General features: G+C 68.5%; 20 protein-coding genes. 11 read left to right on the top strand and 9 right to left on the bottom strand.

Translation table 11 applies throughout. From position 1 onward, the window contains the following. Positions 1–7: 7 nt before the first annotated feature. On the bottom strand, positions 8–616 hold the full coding sequence (locus ACLQ3I_RS15545) for a peptide deformylase (protein WP_425790199.1): 609 nt from the start codon (positions 614–616) through the stop codon (positions 8–10). Between the two features lie 275 nt (positions 617–891). Between ACLQ3I_RS15545 and ACLQ3I_RS15550 the strand changes: the two genes are divergently transcribed. The 5 genes from ACLQ3I_RS15550 (at position 892) to ACLQ3I_RS15570 (ending at position 3872) form a co-directional block, all read left to right on the top strand. Next, positions 892–1266 (top strand): DUF3263 domain-containing protein, encoded by a 375-nt coding sequence (locus ACLQ3I_RS15550; protein WP_425790197.1) that lies wholly within the window; start codon positions 892–894, stop codon positions 1264–1266. A 69-nt stretch (positions 1267–1335) separates the two neighbouring features. Beyond that, on the top strand, positions 1336–1830 hold the full coding sequence (locus ACLQ3I_RS15555) for a LytR C-terminal domain-containing protein (protein WP_425803018.1): 495 nt from the start codon (positions 1336–1338) through the stop codon (positions 1828–1830). A 71-nt stretch (positions 1831–1901) separates the two neighbouring features. Next, entirely contained in the window at positions 1902–2579 is a 678-nt protein-coding gene (sodC, locus tag ACLQ3I_RS15560; RefSeq protein ID WP_425790193.1) for a superoxide dismutase[Cu-Zn], read from the top strand. A 28-nt stretch (positions 2580–2607) separates the two neighbouring features. Further along, on the top strand, positions 2608–3729 hold the full coding sequence (locus ACLQ3I_RS15565; RefSeq protein WP_425790513.1) for a glutamate--cysteine ligase: 1122 nt from the start codon (positions 2608–2610) through the stop codon (positions 3727–3729). Further along, positions 3726–3872, top strand: a complete 147-nt coding sequence (locus ACLQ3I_RS15570) for a hypothetical protein (protein WP_425803020.1) — start codon at positions 3726–3728, stop codon at positions 3870–3872. Before ACLQ3I_RS15565 ends, ACLQ3I_RS15570 begins: the two co-directional genes overlap by 4 nt. Positions 3873–3938: 66 nt before the next feature. Here ACLQ3I_RS15570 and mnhG read toward each other — a convergent pair whose 3' ends face one another. Genes mnhG through ACLQ3I_RS15600 form a run of 6 tightly spaced genes read right to left on the bottom strand, consistent with a single transcriptional unit; the run spans position 3939 to position 10365 of the window. Beyond that, a complete protein-coding gene (gene mnhG / locus ACLQ3I_RS15575; RefSeq protein ID WP_425790191.1) occupies positions 3939–4271 on the bottom strand; it encodes a monovalent cation/H(+) antiporter subunit G in 333 nt (110 codons plus the stop codon). Further along, the gene (locus tag ACLQ3I_RS15580) at positions 4268–4531 is read right to left on the bottom strand and encodes a monovalent cation/H+ antiporter complex subunit F (protein WP_425790189.1); all 264 of its coding nucleotides are present in this window, start codon (positions 4529–4531) and stop codon (positions 4268–4270) included. Before ACLQ3I_RS15580 ends, mnhG begins: the two co-directional genes overlap by 4 nt. Further along, positions 4528–5250: a Na+/H+ antiporter subunit E gene (locus ACLQ3I_RS15585; protein ID WP_425803022.1), complete on the bottom strand. Its 723-nt coding sequence runs from the start codon at positions 5248–5250 to the stop codon at positions 4528–4530. Before ACLQ3I_RS15585 ends, ACLQ3I_RS15580 begins: the two co-directional genes overlap by 4 nt. Beyond that, positions 5247–6857 (bottom strand): Na+/H+ antiporter subunit D, encoded by a 1611-nt coding sequence (locus ACLQ3I_RS15590; RefSeq protein ID WP_425790185.1) that lies wholly within the window; start codon positions 6855–6857, stop codon positions 5247–5249. Before ACLQ3I_RS15590 ends, ACLQ3I_RS15585 begins: the two co-directional genes overlap by 4 nt. Beyond that, positions 6854–7456: a Na(+)/H(+) antiporter subunit C gene (locus ACLQ3I_RS15595; protein WP_425790183.1), complete on the bottom strand. Its 603-nt coding sequence runs from the start codon at positions 7454–7456 to the stop codon at positions 6854–6856. Before ACLQ3I_RS15595 ends, ACLQ3I_RS15590 begins: the two co-directional genes overlap by 4 nt. After that, positions 7453–10365, bottom strand: coding sequence for a Na+/H+ antiporter subunit A (locus tag ACLQ3I_RS15600; protein WP_425803024.1), 2913 nt, complete (start codon positions 10363–10365; stop codon positions 7453–7455). Before ACLQ3I_RS15600 ends, ACLQ3I_RS15595 begins: the two co-directional genes overlap by 4 nt. A gap of 77 nt (positions 10366–10442) precedes the next feature. On the opposite strand from ACLQ3I_RS15600, the gene ACLQ3I_RS15605 reads away from it, so the two are divergent. From ACLQ3I_RS15605 to ACLQ3I_RS15630, 6 genes are all read left to right on the top strand, one after another. Continuing rightward, the gene (locus ACLQ3I_RS15605) at positions 10443–10862 is read left to right on the top strand and encodes a hypothetical protein (protein WP_425803026.1); all 420 of its coding nucleotides are present in this window, start codon (positions 10443–10445) and stop codon (positions 10860–10862) included. A 124-nt stretch (positions 10863–10986) separates the two neighbouring features. After that, complete coding sequence (locus ACLQ3I_RS15610) at positions 10987–11523, top strand: hypothetical protein (RefSeq protein ID WP_425803028.1); 537 nt, start codon at positions 10987–10989, stop codon at positions 11521–11523. A 45-nt stretch (positions 11524–11568) separates the two neighbouring features. Beyond that, entirely contained in the window at positions 11569–11727 is a 159-nt protein-coding gene (locus ACLQ3I_RS15615) for a hypothetical protein (RefSeq protein ID WP_425803030.1), read from the top strand. Then, positions 11724–12107, top strand: a complete 384-nt coding sequence (locus ACLQ3I_RS15620; RefSeq protein ID WP_425790173.1) for a DMT family transporter — start codon at positions 11724–11726, stop codon at positions 12105–12107. Before ACLQ3I_RS15615 ends, ACLQ3I_RS15620 begins: the two co-directional genes overlap by 4 nt. Beyond that, positions 12107–12424 (top strand): DMT family transporter, encoded by a 318-nt coding sequence (locus tag ACLQ3I_RS15625; protein ID WP_425803032.1) that lies wholly within the window; start codon positions 12107–12109, stop codon positions 12422–12424. The genes ACLQ3I_RS15620 and ACLQ3I_RS15625 overlap by 1 nt, the downstream gene beginning before the upstream one ends. Before the next feature lie 67 nt (positions 12425–12491). Further along, on the top strand, positions 12492–13031 hold the full coding sequence (locus tag ACLQ3I_RS15630; RefSeq protein WP_425803035.1) for a DUF1990 family protein: 540 nt from the start codon (positions 12492–12494) through the stop codon (positions 13029–13031). 5 nt (positions 13032–13036) lie between these two features. Here the strand turns inward: ACLQ3I_RS15630 and ACLQ3I_RS15635 are convergent, their stop codons facing one another. After that, entirely contained in the window at positions 13037–15475 is a 2439-nt protein-coding gene (locus ACLQ3I_RS15635) for an AAA family ATPase (protein ID WP_425803037.1), read from the bottom strand. After that, positions 15475–16611 (bottom strand): CDP-alcohol phosphatidyltransferase family protein, encoded by a 1137-nt coding sequence (locus ACLQ3I_RS15640; RefSeq protein WP_425803040.1) that lies wholly within the window; start codon positions 16609–16611, stop codon positions 15475–15477. The genes ACLQ3I_RS15635 and ACLQ3I_RS15640 overlap by 1 nt, the downstream gene beginning before the upstream one ends. Positions 16612–16614: the final 3 nt, after the last annotated feature.

Raw genomic sequence — 16614 nt, forward strand, 5'->3', positions numbered from 1 at the left:
CCATGCCTCAGTCCTCGTCGTCGTGCCCGAACGGGTCGTCGACGGCCCCGGGGAGCCACGACAACCCCGGCACACCCCAGCCTTGACGCTTGATTGCCTTCTTCGCGGCCCGGGCGTTGCGGCCGATCAGCACGTCGACATAGAGGAAACCGTCGAGATGGCCGACCTCGTGCTGCAGCATGCGGGCGAAGAATCCGGTGCCCTCGACGACGACCTCGTCACCGTTGCGATCGACTCCGGTCACGCGAGCCCAGTCGGCCCGCCCGGTGGGGAACTGCTCACCCGGCACGGACAGACAACCCTCGTCATCGTCGTCGGGATCGGGCATGGTCTCCGGGATCTCCGATGTCTCGAGCACGGGGTTGATCACCTCACCGCGCCGCCGCCGCGCCTCGTACCGTTCGCCGTCCGGGCAGTCGTAGACGAACATCCGTTTGCCGACCCCGACCTGATTGGCGGCCAGGCCGACACCGTTGGCGGCGTCCATGGTCGCGAACATGTCGTCGAGAAGCGTCACGAGCTCCGCCGCGGGACGACGCTGCGCATCGAGCTCGACGAGTTCGGTGGGGTCATGCAACACCGGCTCGCCGACGATGCAGATCGGGAGGATTGCCATGCCGGACAGATTACCGAGCGACCTCACACGGCTCGTCCGCGTGTCGCCATGGCGGCGGGAGTGGAAGTGAGCGTGCCACATCCGGTGAACGAAGGGTCATGGCGAGTCACACCACGAACCGGCCCGCCGATCGTGGTTAGATGATCACCGAACCACATTGCTGTGATTTGTTCGGCGACCTGAATATCCGGTTCGGTGGAGTTTTGTTCGGGCTGGTGGGTCGGGGGACCATATCCAGCGATGTGATGTGCACGAGGCGATCTTGAGGGAGCGAGATGGACGGCGCAGCTGCGCGAAGCCAGAAGCAGGGCGATCAACCCACACCCACAGACCCCACCCACACAGACGCTGCCACCGAACCGACCAATCCCGCCGACCCGCACGAGGTCGGTCCGGATGGACTGTCCCGTCGTGAGCACGACATCCTCGCGTTCGAACGGCAGTGGTGGAAGTACGCGGGAGCCAAGGAAGAAGCCATCAAAGAGCTCTTCGGGTTGTCGGCCACCCGCTATTACCAGGTGCTCAACGCCCTCGTCGATCGGCCGGAGTCACTGGCCGCCGATCCGATGCTGGTCAAGCGTCTGCGACGGTTGCGGGCGTCGCGTCAGAAGGCTCGCGCGGCCCGTCGTCTCGGCTTCGAGATCACCTGATCGCACCGGCCTCACGACAGCGGCGACCGCACCCGGCACACCATCGGATGTGAAGTAAGGTTCTCGGTGATGAATCCTGATCGTGAACCGAGCCGGCTGCCGCTCCGCGCCGGTGCCATGCTGTTGCTGGCATTGGCCATCGTCTGCATTGGACTGGGTTGGCATTCCGCTGCGACCAGTGGCGACAATCCCGAGCAGGATCTGCAGGACGCCCAGCGCCAGGTGACGTCGGCGGCGGCACCGAGCGCTGCGTCCGCCTCCGCGTCGTCGTCGGCGAGCGCGTCGGCCGACACGCCGGAGCTGTGCGTCTTCAACGCGGGATCGGTCTCCGGCCTGGCCGGCGAGGTCGCCGACAATCTGAAGGCCAAGGGTTTCCAGACCGCGTCGCCCGGCAACATCACCACATCGTCGATCACGGAGAACACGATCTTCTACGACGACGGCCAGAAGTCGGCCGCCGACGAGGTGGCCGCCGCACTCGGCGGCGACGCGAGCGTGGAGTCCCGCCCGTCGTCGTTCACGCAGTGTGCGGACGGTATCCCGGTCATCGTGGTCACCCGATGACGACGCCGGCTCGACCTGTACCCCGATGACAGTCCGCCAGACCAGGGTCCGTTCAGATCACAAGGAGTGACATGACCGTCAGATCGCAAACCGGCAATTCGACCCGTCGCACGTTGGCCGTGCTGGCCGCAGCCGGCATCGTCGGCGCGGCGTTGGCCGCATGTACTCCCGACGAGTCGGCGACCGACACACCCGGCACCACCCCGTCGGTGGTGACCGGAAACCAGGCGCCTCCCGGTGAGGTCGACGACGCCGACGGCGCGGGCGAGTCGCCCAAGGAGGACGCAACCGCGAACCTGATCGACGACAGCGGCAAATCGATCGGCGAGGCGACGTTCGCGCCGAGCGGGTCGTCGGTCAAGGTCACGGTGCGGCTGAACGCCGAGAGCGGGATCCCGGCCGGCTTCCACGGCATGCACATCCACCAGAACGGCGTCTGCCAGACCGGCGGCGGCGAGGCGTTCTCGAGCGCCGGCAGCCACCTGCAGGTCGACGGGCACACCGGTCATCCGTCCAGCGGAGACCTGGTGTCCATCAACGTCCTGAAGGACGGCACCGGCGAGACGGTCACCACCACCGACGCGGTGAATCTGGGGCAGATCGTCGGCAAGGCGATCGTCATCCACGAGAAGGCGGACAACTTCGCCAACATCCCCACCCGGTATGCACCGGCGCCGGACGAGCAGACGATGAAGACCGGCGATGCGGGTAGTCGGCTGGCGTGTGGGGTCATCGAGGCTCACGAGTGACCCGATGCGGTTCTGATCCGCGGCCATGATCACCCCGATCGAGTTCGACGGCTCGCCGACCCCGTCCCTGGGGGTCGAATGGGAATTCGCCCTGACCGACAAGGCGTCCGGCGATCTGTCGAACTCGGCCGCGGACCTGTTCGCGCTGGTGTCCGAGCGGGTGCCGGACCGTCGCGGCAAGGTACACAAGGAACTGCTGCGCAACACCGTGGAGATCGTCACCGGTGTCTGCCGTGACACGCCCGAGGCGATTGCGGATCTGTCCGCCACGCTCGACGGCATCCGCGGCCTCACCGAGGAACTCGGTGTCGATCTATACGGTGCAGGCACCCACCCGTTCGCCGAGTGGTCGACGCAGCTGCTCACCGAGGGGCACCGATACGCGGAGCTGATCGAGCGCACCCAGTGGTGGGGGCGTCAGATGCTGATCTGGGGAGTGCACGTGCACGTCGGGATCAGTCACCGCGACAAGGTGTTACCGATCCTGGGCGCCCTGCTGAACTACTATCCGCACCTGCTGGCACTGTCGGCGTCGTCGCCGATGTGGGCGGGTCAGGACACCGGTTACGCCAGCAACCGCGCGATGATGTTCCAGCAGCTGCCGACGGCGGGTCTGCCGTTCCAGTTCGGCACGTGGACCGAGTTCGAGGGCTTCGTCACCGACCAGATGACCACCGGCATCATCGATCACCTCAACGAGATCCGGTGGGACATCAGGCCTTCGCCGCACCTGGGCACCATCGAGGTCCGGGTCTGCGACGGGATGACCAACCTCGGCGAGCTGTCGGCGCTGGTCGCGCTGATCCACTGTCTCGTCGTCGATCTCGATCGGCGACTCGAGGCAGGCGAGAACCTGCCACAGATGGCGCCCTGGCTGGTGCAGGAGAACAAGTGGCGCGCAGCGAGATACGGGCTGGACGCCATCGTCATCCTGGACTCGGACTGCACCGAGCGTCTGGTGACCGACGATCTCGCCGACGTACTCGCCCGGCTCGCGCCGGTGGCTCACGACCTCAACTGCGTCGACGAACTCTCTCGCGTCGCCGACATCGCCGCTCGCGGTACCAGTTACCAGCGCCAGCGCGAGGTCTATCGGCGCACCGGTGACCTGCGCGCCGTGGTGAACTCGGTGGTCGGCGAGCTGGAGTGACAGTGCCATGCGCCGACCGTGCGCACATCGTCGCCGATCGTGCGCGGAACCTCGCCGATCGTGCGCGGAACCTCGCCGAGCGGGTACAGAACCTCGCCGAGCGTGCGCAGTTTTTCGCCGACTGTGCGCACGCGTCTTTGTGAGCGCACGATCGGCGGGAAAGTGCGCACGATCGGCGAGGAGGTGCGCACGGTGGTCGGCGGGTGGGACTAGTCCCGGGTGCCGGACTCCATGTCCTCGCGTGCGATCAGACCGTCGCGTGCCCGTTGCTCCTGATAGACCAGCCGGCCGATGCGGTGCGCGATCACCGGCGCGGTGATGAGGGCGAACAGGCAGGCCAGGACCAGCATGCCGACGTCCACGTTGCGGCCGAGGCGGATCATCGCGCCGATCAGGACCAGCAGCAGGCCGAAGGTCTGCGGCTTCGTCGACGCGTGCATCCGGCTCAGCGTGTCCGGGAAGCGCAGCATGCCGATGGAGGTGGTCAGCGCCATCGCCGACCCGAGGATCAACAACACCGACGAGATGATGTCACCGATCATGTCTCGTCATCCCTCACTCGGAAACGGGCGATGGCCACCGACCCGACGAAACTCACCAGCGACAGCGCGACGATGGCGGGCACCACGGTCGAATCGCGGCTGTACGCGGCCCACGCACCGAGTCCGCACATGCAGAGTGCGATGACGGTGTCCAGGGCGACCAGCCGGTCGAGCGTGGTGGGACCGCGCAGGATTCGAATGGTCGTCAGTACCGCGGCGATCATCAGCATCGCACTCACGATCACCCAGACGTAGGTCATTGCTCACCCCCGTTCGCCCGTGCGACGCGGTGGTAGTCCTCGTCGATCCCGTGGTACGGACTCGGATGCCACTCGCTGTCCCGCTCGAACGCCCGGATGAACGCCTTCTCGACAAAGGCGACCTGTTTGCGGAACGCCACCAGGCGCTTCTCGTTGCGGACGTCGAAGACGTGGATGTAGAGCATGCGCCTGCGGTGGTCGATCTCGAGCACCATGGTGCCCGGCACCAGGTTGAGATAGTCGACGGCCAGGGTGAGGACCAGATCGGACTTGATCGCCAGACGGACCCGCACAACCGCGCCGAGTGGTGGTTTCCCCGGCCGGATCGCCGCCCACGCCACCTGGGCGCTCGAGATGAAGAAGTCGACGATCAGCCGTCCGATCAGGACGAGCAACCCGATCGGGTGGATGCGCCCCTCGACCGGCACCCGCGGCAGCGGCAACAGGGTGACGATGGCGGTCGCCAGCACCAGGCCGCCGATGATGTTGGCCCACGAGATGGTGCCCCACAGCAACACCCAGACGAAGGTGAGCCAGGCCAGGCTCCAGAGCCGGACAGCGACCTCGCGGCCATCGCTGCCGAGCCAGCGCGGGATGCGGACCCGATCACGCACCCAGACGTAGCCGCTCACCACGTTCCAGAAGATGAACAGCAGCGACACACGCCAGGCGGTGATGATGCGCGCACGTAACGGACGCGCCGCGGCGCGGTTCTTCATCGGCCGTCACCTCCGAGTACTGCCTGCATGTAGATGCCACGGTCGGCGATGTCGGCCGCCGCGCGGTCGGTGAAACCGATGATCGGACCGGCCCACAGGGTCAGCACGAGTCCGGCGGCGACCATCACCGCGGTCGGGATGACCATGCCGATCGGCATCCGGCCGACGTCGGCCCGGTCGTCGAAGGCGATGTCGGTGCTCTCGTCGATCAGGGCCGACGGGCCCTGATCGGCCAGGTCGCCCTCCGGTGCGTCCGCGCGGGCGCGCCAGAAACCCTTGGTCCACACACGGGCCATGACGTAGAGCGTGAGCAGGCTCGTCACCACCGAGCCTGCGACCAGGACCCACGCCAGCACAGAGCCGTCCTGGGCGCCGGCCTCGAGGAGCGCGACCTTGCCGATGAACCCGGAGAACGGCGGGATGCCACCGAGATTCAGGGCCGGAATCAGGAACAGCGCGGCGAGTACCGGGGTCGCGATGAGCCCGCCCAGCCGGCGCAGCGACGACGACCCGGCCTGACGTTCGATGAGGCCCACCACCAGGAACAGTGTGGTCTGCACCAGGATGTGGTGGGCGACGTAGTAGATGGCCGCCGACAACCCGAACCGCGACGACAACGCGATGCCGAACACCATGTAACCGATGTGACTCACGAGGGTGAACGACAGCAGTCGTTTGATGTCGGACTGTGCGATCGCGCCGAAGATGCCGATCAGCATGGTCAACAGCCCCGCGATCAGGAGCACGTTGTCCATCGACCCGCCCGGGAACAGCAGGGTGTGGGCCCGGATGATCGCGTACACGCCGACCTTGGTGAGCAACCCGGCGAACACCGCGGTGACCGGCGCGGGTGCCGTCGGGTACGAGTCGGGCAGCCAGGTGGACAGCGGGAACACCGCGGCCTTGATGCCGAAGGCCACGAGCAACACCGCATACAGCGCGTTGCGCGTGCCGTCGGGGACGTGATCGAGTCGGGCGGCCATCTCGGCGAGGTTGAGGGTCCCGGTGGTCGCGTAGGCGAAGGCGATGCCGGACAGGAAGATCAGCGACGAGACCATCGAGACCATCACGTACGAGGCGCCCGCGCGGACCCGTTCGGGACTCGCGCCCAGCGTGAGCAGCACGAAGCTCGCGGCCAGCAGCACCTCGAACGACACGTACAGGTTGAACAGGTCGCCGGAGAGGAACGCGTTGCACACACCGGCGGTCAGGATGAGATAGGTCGGCAGGAAGATCGACACCGGCTGCTGCGACGTCCCGTCGCGAAGACCCTGGCCGACCGCGTACACGACGACGCACAGCAGCACGATCGTCGAGACCACCAGCATCAGCGCGGCGAGCTGATCGACGACGAGGGTGATGCCCAGCGGACCGTTCGGGAAGCCCTTGTCGCCCCAGCCGCCGATCGTGACGGCGAACGTGCCGCGCGCGTTGGTCAGGTAGAGCAACATGCACGACGCGATGAACGCCACGGAGATCGCGCCGACCGCGATCGCCCGCTGGAAACGCGGGCTGCGGCCACCGAGCAGGGTGAGGGCTGCCGCCACGATGGGTACCAGAGTGGGCAGGGTGATGAGCACCGGGACCCACGACGGCTGCGGGATCATCGGTGGGCTCCATCGGTCGGGTCGGCGGGACTGCTCGCGGATTCGCTCTCGTCGACGTTCTCGTCGACCACGTCGGCGTCCTCGGGCATGAGGTCGGTCTCGATCATCTCCGCGTGCCGTGCCGCGAACTCCTCCGGCGTGAGCGGATTGCCCTCGTCGTCGTACAGATCGCCCGCCGCGGTGTCGGCCAGGGTGACCGGGTCGTCGGTGCGGTCACGGTCGGGGGCGGTGTTCAGCGAGCCGCTGAGGATCTTCACGTCCTCGGTGTCGTCCTCGAGGTCGTCGTCGTCGCGGTTGATCACGAAGAGGCGGTAGACCAGCGACAGCACGAAGGCGGCGACGCCCATGGTGATGACGATGGCGGTCAGGATCATCGCCTGCGCCAGCGGATCGGCATCGGCGGCGCGGCTCTCCGACGACCGGCCCAGGATCGGCGGGTTCCCCATGCCGCCGGACACCACGAGAATCAGCAGATTGATCGCATTGCCGCACAACAGGAGTCCCAACAGCATGCGGATCAGGCTGCGTTCCATCAACAGGTAGGCGCCGCAGGCCGCCAGCACGCCGATGACGATCAGCAGTCCGAGGTTGATGCTCACTGGGGCACCTCCCCCGCGGTCGCGCGCACGGGTGCGTGGGTGTTGTCGACGGCGGTGGACTCGACGTCGAGGCGGGCACCGAGGCTGCGCAGGACGTCGAGGACCAGACCGACCACAATGAGGTAGATGCCGAGGTCGAAGAAGATCGCGGTCACGAGCTTCACGTGGCCCAGTACCGGTAGCGTCATCTCGAAGACCGCCGACGACAGGGCGGGGGCACCGAGCAGCAGCGAGGCCACCGCGGTGCCCGCGGAGATCGCCAGACCGGCACCGAGGATGCGACCCGGCTCGATGGGCAGCGCCTCGCCGAGTTCGTATCGTCCGCCGGCGAGATACCGCAGCACCAGCGCCAGGCCCATGGTGAGGCCCCCGGCGAAGCCGCCGCCGGGGGCGTTGTGACCCGCGTAGAAGAAGTAGACCGACAGCACCACCATGGTCGGGAAGATCAGTCGGGTGGTCGCCTCGAGCACCATCGACCGGTGCCGCGGGTCGCGGAAGTCGCTGCCCAGCAGCCATCGGGTCCGGTCCGGCGGGATCGGGTCGTCCACATCCTCGCCGTTGATCCCGGCCTGCAGGCGAGCCGCATCGGCGACGCGAGGAGCCGCACCGAACCGCCGGTTGCGGAACACCATCGACGCCACGCCGGTCGCCGCGACGATCAGGACGCAGATCTCGCCGAGGGTGTCCCAGGCCCGGACGTCGACCAGCAGCACGTTGACCGCGTTGGCGCCGTGGCCGAACTCGTAGGCAGCTGCCGGGATGTCGACGTGCAGCGGCTGCTCGGAGCGTGCCGCCGCCGCGAACAGTCCGATGATCACCAATGACGCGCCGAACGCGACGCCGATGAGGGCACGCAGCGGTTTGAATCCGGTGGCGTGACGGGGTTCGGGCTCGGCAGGGAGCTTGCGCAGTACCAGCACGAAGATCACCAGGGTGAGCGTCTCCACCAGGAACTGGGTGAGCGCGAGGTCGGGTGCGCCATAGAGGGCGAAGAGCATGCCGGCGCCGTAGCCGGTGAGACCGACGACGAGGGTGGCGGCGAGGCGATTGCGCAGCACGACCGCGGCCACCGCGGCGACCGCGATGATGGCGCCGATCACGAACTGCACCGCGGTGTCGAACCCGGCGATCTCCAGGCGTGTCCGGGAACCCCAGGCGAGCGCCGCGACGGGCACCACGATCGCCGTCGACAGGATCACGCCCTGGGTGATGGGCAGCGAGCCGCGCTGCGTGTTGCGGGTCAGCAGGAGCGAGAGGGTGTCGGCGGCCCGGAGGGTCGCGTCGTACATGCGGTCGGCGTTGAGGATCGGGCGGTACCGGAACAGCTGTTCGCGCAGCCGCCGGGTCAACAGGAACAGCAGCGCGCCGCCGATGATCACGATGATCGAGAACACGACCGGCAGACCGAAGCCGTGCCACATCGCGAGGTGCTCGAGCTCGTGGCCGTAGCTCGGGAGGGTTTCCGCGTACGGCTCGAACAGGTCACCGACCAGCGGGCTGAAGATGCCCGCCACCACGCCGCCGATCGCCAGCACGATCGGCGCAGCGAGGAACATCGGCGTCGGCGGATGCATCTTGGCGACCGCCGGGCTCGGTGTGGAGCGGACCTTACGGCCGAACGCACCCCAGAGGAACCGGCACGTGTAGGCGAAGGTGATGACCGAACCGACCAGCAGGACGATGTCGATCGTCTCGGACTGCCAAGGGACATAGGCGCCGGTGTCCCATACCGACCCGAAGGCCGTCTCCTTGCCGACGAAGCCGATGGTGAGCGGCAACCCGGCCATGCTGGCCCCGGCCACCGCCGCGGTCAGCGCGAGCACCGGGAGCCGGTGGCCGAGGCGGGCCAGCTTGCGGATGTCGCGGGTACCGGTCGAGTGGTCGATGATGCCCACGACCATGAAGAGCGCGGCCTTGAACAATGCGTGCGCGACGAGCATGGTGATGCCGGCCATGGCGACGTTCGCATCACCGATGCCGACCAGCACCGCCATGAAGCCGAGCTGGGAGACCGTTCCGAATGCGAGCACGAGTTTGAGGTCGAGTTCGCGAAGGGACCGCCAACCGCCGAGGACCATCGTCACCATGCCGAGCACGACGACGGCGATGTGCCAGCTCGGCGTCGTCGAGAAGGCCGGGGCGAGGCGCGCGATCAGATAGATGCCGGCCTTGACCATGGCCGCCGCGTGCAGATAGGCGCTCACCGGGGTCGGGGCGGCCATCGCGCCCGGGAGCCAGAAGTGGAACGGCACGATCGCGGATTTGCTCAGCGCGCCGATGAGCAACAGGACGACCGCACAGTCGACGTAGGTGCCACTGGCGGGCGGATCGGCCAGGATGTCCGACAGCAGGTAACTGCCGGCGCGTTCGCCCAGCATGATGATGCCGACGAGCATGGCCAGGCCGCCTGCGGTTGTGACCAGCAGCGCCTGGGTCGCGGCGCGCCGCGCGGTGGCGCGGATGCCGTAGAAGCCGACCAGCATGAACGACAACACCGTGGTCAGTTCCCAGAACACGTAGAGAACGAGCATGTTGTCGCTGATGACCAGCCCGAACATGGCCGCGGCGAAGGCGATCATCTCGCCGCCGAACACGGCGACGCGTGGCCGGGCGTCGTCGAAGTAGTGGGCGCAATAACACAGCACGAGCGCGCCGACACCGAGGATGAGGACCGACAGGATCGCGCTCAGGGTGTCGAACCTGGTGACGATGTCCATGTGCAGGACGGGCACCCATTTCACCGTCTCGACAATGGGCGGTTGCCCCTCCTGCGGCCAGTTCACGATGACCCAGACGAGCGCCCCGGCCGGAGCGAGCGCAAGGACGTAGAAACCGCGGGTTCCCAGCCACTTGATCACCGGCGGCGCGAGCAGCGCGCAGAGCGCGAGCGCAGCCAACACGGAGATCAAGTGGGCACACCGTCTTTCGCAGATTCGGGCGGGGTGTCACGGGCAACGCCCGCCCGCTCTACCTTACCGTTGCTGGCATGATGCGCTTCGACAGGCTGTCAATGCTGCTCGCACTTGTTGTCGCGGCCGCCGTGCTGCTGACCGGCTGCGGGTCCGACGGGGGCGATGCACCCGACGGCGCGGCATTGCCGAAAGACTTCCCCACCGAGCAGGTCCCGTTGGTGGAGGGCACCGTGCTGACCGCCGACGGAACTCGTGCGGACGGATGGTCGGCGACCGTGCAGGGCGGTCGTGACTCGGGAAATGTGCTCGAGAACGCCGTGACGACGCTCACCGATGCCGGCTTCACCGAATCCCAGCGCAGCTCCGACGGCGGGCAGAAGGTGGTGATCCTGTCGGCCGAGAAGGCGGGCGCCACCTATTGGGTGCAGGTGGGCACAACTGCGGGGGCGGCCGGTGGTGGGGGGTCGGTGTTCTATCAGATCAGTGTCGACTGACAGGTTCGCTGTCCGATTGGTCCGATCGCACAGCCAACTGGCAGGTGCGGGGCAGCCTGCGGCCAGCCGGCGACCGCAGGGTGGATGTCTCTTTTACTTTTCGTAGAAAGTGAGACCAACACCGATGTCCACACCACAGGGGGCGACGATCGCCTCTACCGAGCAGCCCGCCGAGCACGCCGTGGCACCGGGACCCGACGCCACGCCGACCGACGTGTTCGGGCCGGCCGGACAGCCGGCGGACCGTCCGGCCGCGACCACCGTGGTCACCGACAAGCTGCGCAACGCGGTCATCGCCGGCGGTATCGGGATCGCCGTCGTGTTCGCATTGATCGGGTTCGGTGCCGGCTACTTCGCCGGCAACTCGTCGTCGTCGAACCAGGGACCCGGCATGAACATGCAGGGCGGCAACATGCCAGGCGGCAACATGCCAGGCGGTGGCATGCCGGGCGGTGGCATGCCGGGCGGCATGGGATCCGGCGGCCAGGGCGGTATGGGTCAGATGCCTGGCGGTTCGAGTGGTCAGGGTGGCATGGGTCAGATGCCCGGTGGTTCGACCGGCCAGGGTGGCCAGACCGGCCAGGGCGGCATGGGTCAGATGCCCGGCCAGCAGGGCCAGCCGGGCCAGACCGCCCCCACCCAGGGGTCGACCACGTCCTGACGCGCCCGAGGCCCGAGGCGATAGCACCGAGGTAGCGTGAGCCGCATGGCCTCGAACCTCGTGTGCGCCACCGTCAGCACCTGCGACCCCGAGGACCCGGCCGGTTTCTGGTACGAGGTCCTCGGGGTCGACGGCACCGCCGGCGCCGGCCATCGTGCACCGCCGCACCCGGCCCGGCTCGTCGACGACTCGGCCGGGTCATGAGGAACCAGACGGGCGCGGCCTGGCTGTTGCTCGTCGGAGCGATCCTGCTCGAAGTGACCGCGACGTTGTCGATGAAGGGTGCGCTCGAGCATCCGGCGCTGTACGCGGTGATGGTGATCGGCTATCTGGGTTCGTTCGTGTGCCTCACACTCGTGCTCCGGGCCCGGATGCCGCTCGGCGTCGCGTACGGAATCTGGGGAGCGTCAGGCGTCGCGCTCACCGCGGTGATGTCGAAGGTCCTCTTCGACGAACCGCTCACCGCTGTGATGAGCATCGGGATCGTGCTCGTCATCGGCGGGGTGCTGTGCGTCGAGATCGGCGCACAGACCGCACGGCCCAAGGGCGCTCCGGAGGCGCACGAGAAGCAGACGGTGCCCTGATGGCCTGGCTGTTCCTGATCGGTGCGATCGTCTCCGAGGTCGCGGGCACACTCGCGCTCCGGATGGCCTCGACCGGGCAGAAGATCTGGTTCGTCGCGGTCGGTGTCGGATACGTGGCGGCCTTCACGATGCTCGTCGTCAGTCTCGACCACGGCATGCCGGTCGGTGTCGCCTACGGGATCTGGGCGGCCGCCGGCGTGGCGCTCACGACTCTCAGCAGGTTCCTGTTCGATGAACCGCTGACCTTTCTGATGGGATTCGGCATCGTCCTCATCGTCGGCGGCGTCCTTCTCATCGAGGTCGGGGCGACGCACTGACGGCGCCCGCACGGTGCGGAGCTCTCGTCGGTGGCCGTTGCGGTGTGGCCCGGGTTGAATGAGGTCGATGGTGCAGCGATGGCGACCCCTGGACACGGCGACCACACGCCGACTCCGAGACGTTCCGTTCACCTATCCCGAGGTCGCGGCCACTGCCGGCGAGTTGCCCGCCGGATACCACCACCTCTCCGATTCCGTTCAGATCGGTTCCGGCGCTGCGTCTTTCATGGCTGCCCGGGATGCCGTGCTGACCTGGCAGGTCCAGCTCCGATCTGGAGTGGCGATCTCGGCCTCGGAGCCGACAGTGATCGGCGGGGGCGTCGCGGTGCTCTCACTCGGCGTGGGACCCGCACGGATTCACGCGCCGGTCCGCGTCGTCGACGTCGTCGACGAGGGGCAGCGGGCAGGATTTGCGTACGGAACCCTGCCCGGTCATCCCGAATCCGGTGAGGAACTCTTTGTCGTGGAGATCCGGGACGACGGCAGCGTCACGTTCACCGTCACCGCGTTCTCGCGGCCGCACAGTCGACTGGCGCGGATGGGCGGCCCGCTGGGCAGACTGGCCCAGACGCTCATCACAAAGCGCTATCTCCGCGCGCTCGGGTGATCGCGCTACTCCACGCGTCGTTCGGCATACGCGCGCAGGTTCTCCACCTGCGCCGCATCGAGCGACGGACGGACCCGGGCCCGGGCCTCCGACACATCCTCCGGGCCGACGGTCGCGGCGTCGATGTCGCGCCGCATCGCAGACAGCGCGGCCTCCCGCAACAACGCCGAACAGTCGGCGGCCGAGTAGCCGTCGAGGTCCTCGGCCAACGCCTGCAGATCCACACCGTCGGCCAGCGGCACGTTGCGGCCCGCGGCGCGCAGTATTTCGGCGCGAGCGGCCGAATCCGGCGGCGGCACAAAGACCAGACGTTCGAGACGACCAGGGCGCAACAGGGCCGGATCGATCAGGTCCGGCCGGTTGGTCGCCCCGAGCACGACCACATCCTGCAGCGGCTCCACGCCGTCGAGCTCGGTCAACAGTGCGGCGACCACGCGGTCGCCGACCCCCGAATCGGAGGACTGACCGCGCCGCGGTGCCAGGGCGTCGATCTCGTCGAGGAAGATGAGCGAGGGCGCCGACTCACGCGCCCGGTCGAACAGGTCACGCACCGCCTTCTCCGACGACCCGACCCATTTGTCCATCAGCTCCGCACCCTTGACCGTGTGCACCGACAACCGACCCGATGCCGCCAGGGCCCGCACCACGAACGTCTTACCGCAGCCCGGCGGGCCGAACAGCAGGACACCACGCGGCGGTTCCACACCGAGCCGGGTGAAGGTGTCCGGATGCTGCAGCGGCCACAGCACGGCCTCGGTCAGTGCCTGCTTGGTCTCCACCATGTCGCCGACCTCGTCCAGGGTGAGCGACCCCAGCGCCACCTCTGGTGAATCCATCCGCGAGACCGGGCGGATCACCTCGAGCGCCCCGACCAAGTCGTCGGTGCACATCGCGATCCGTGGTCTGTCGTCTTCGGAGGTGGTGTGATTCGGCCCGCTCGCTGCGCTCCCGGCGCCGGTGTGATTCGGCCCGCTCGCTCCGCTCCCGGCGCCGGTGTGATTCGGCCCGCTCGCTGCGCTCCCGGCGCCGGTCACCCGAGCGGCGGCCCGCAGCGCGGCCTCCCGGGCCAGGGCGGCCAGATCGCCGGCGACGAAACCTGGTGTGCGCGAGGCGATCACATCGAGATCGAGATGTCCTTCGCTGGGCACGTCGGTGAGGATGACGCCCAGTAGCCGGGCGCGCGTGGCCATGTCGGGCAGACCGATGATCAGCTCCCGATCACACAACGCCGGATCGCGAAGCCGACTGTCGAGGCGCACGGCCTCGGCCGTCGTCGCGATCAATGCGATCGTGCCCCCGGGCATGCCTTGACCGTTCTCGCCGCGGTCGGCGATGGCGGCACGCAACTCGTCGAGGATCAGCGTGGAAACCGGTTCGGCAGGTGCGGGCTCCTGCGGCGCGGGCAACAGGGCATCGACGTCGGTGATCAGCAGGACACCGCCGCCGTCGCGAAGATCCGCGATCGCCGACCGCACCGCCTCGAGTCGGGCGCCGGCCTCCAGCGCACCGACAGTGGGTCCGTCGATCGTCGTCAGCCGGCGATCCGCACACACCGAGCGGGCCATCGTGGCCTTGCCGCCGCCGGCCGGACCGGTGACCAGGACACCCAGACGAGGCGCGGCCCCCAGCGTCCTCAGCACCTCCGGTTCGTCGAGGGTGATCGTCAACCATTCGGTGAGTTTGGCGACCTGGCCGTCGAGACCGACCAGGGTGGAGACCGGGCGGACGGCGGTGGTCGACGACGATCCGGGTGACGTGACACCGGGAGTGGTCGTGCTCCCGGTGGTCCGTCGTGCCGGTGACGACGGCTGTGACGCCGCGAATCCCAGCGCCGTCGACGGGGGCGGCGACGACGGGGGCGGCGACGACGGTTCCCCGGCATCGTCCCCCGCCCACAGCACGGCGGTGTTGGTCTGCACACTGACCGGTCCGGCCGGATCGGTGGCGGTCACCGTCAACAGTTCGTTGGTCCAGGTGATGCCGACCGAGACCGCGAGCGCCCGGGTGGCCGCACCGGCGGTGAACTCCGGACCGAGATCCCGCGGTAGCAACGAGACCGCGTCGCCGACCGAGACGACCTTGCCGAGGAGCGCGCGGCGCAGCGTCGTCTCGTCGACCGACCGCGTGGCGAGTGCCGAACCGGAGACCGTGACTCGAGTGGCGCCGTGCACGCGGACCGGTGCCACCACCACCGACGCGTTCTCCCGGACGCCGGCATTGGAGAACGTGATGTCGTCGAGCAGGGCGGTCCCCGTCGGTGTCCCGGACCCGGCGTCCGCGACGACCGCGGCGGTCACCCGGGCCCCGGTGATCGAGACCGCATCCCATTCACGCAGGCCCAACGCGGTGAGCACCTCGGAGTGCACACGCACGATCCCGCGGCGGGCATCGGCGGCCGACGGGTTCACCCGTGCGGTCAGGGTGAGCTGGACGCTGCCCGGCATCAGGGGTTCTCCTCGCTCGATGGGTCGGACACGGACTCGGGCGGCGCGACGTCGGGCACGGGAGAGCCGGGCACGGGGGAGTCGGGCGCGGGGGAGTCGGGCGCGGGGGAGTCGGGCGCGGTCACGTCGGGCGCGGCGACCACACCGGTCGGGCGCCGGAGCCCGAGCCTGGCCTGCGATTTGCCGCCGGTGGTCAGCCGTCGCCTACGCCCCGGCTGCGCGCGGGCGATGGCCCGACGCTGCGCGCGTCGTTCGGAGGGGTGATCCTCCCAGTGCTCGGGGCGCTCGGCGACCCAGCGCCGATTGCGCCATGCGAACGGGATGTGCAGCAGGTAGCCGACGATGGCGATGATCATCAGGACATATGGGAACGTCAGCAACAGCGCCGCGCCGATGGCGACCACGATGAGCAGACCGGCCAGCGCACGCGGCGGCACCGACGCCGCCTTGAGAGATGCCGTCGGCACCCGGCTGACGGCCAGCAGCGCCACGAACACCAGCCATCCACCCACCACCGGCACCGAGGTCCACCACCCTGAACCGAATTGCTGCGACAACCCGATCGGCAGCAGCGCGATGATCGCGGCCGCCGGTGCCGGCACGCCGATGAAGAAGTCGCGGGTGAAGCCGGGCGCCTCGTCGTCGTCGAGCAGGGTGTTGAACCGTGCGAGACGAAGCACAATCGCGCAGCAGTAGATCAGGGTGAACGCCCAGCCGATGTCCTCGTCGGGCATCAGGTGGAGGTACACGATCAGTGCCGGTACGACCCCGAAATTGATGGCGTCGGCGAGCGAGTCGATCTCGGCGCCCATCCTGGTGGTCGCGCCCATCATCCGCGCGACCCGGCCGTCGAGGCCGTCGAGCAGGGCGGCGGCCACCACGAGGCCCATGGCCGCATTGATGTCGCCGGTGCCCGCCACCCGGATGGCCGTCAGTCCGGCACAGATCGCGAGGATCGTGAGCGCCGACGGGACGAACATGCGCCCGACGGCGGCCTGTTTGGCGAAGCGGGCACGCTCGGCCTGCATCCGGGCGGGCGGCGGCGTGGTCGCGGTGGTGCTGCGGGCGCGTCGCGTCGCGTGGGTGGTCGGGGTGCGATGCGACGTCGAGCGCTCGGATCTGCGGGCGTTCGGCATGGG

It is taken from the genome of Gordonia sp. DT101 (assembly GCF_049844895.1).
Taxonomy (GTDB): Bacteria; Actinomycetota; Actinomycetes; order Mycobacteriales; family Mycobacteriaceae; genus Gordonia.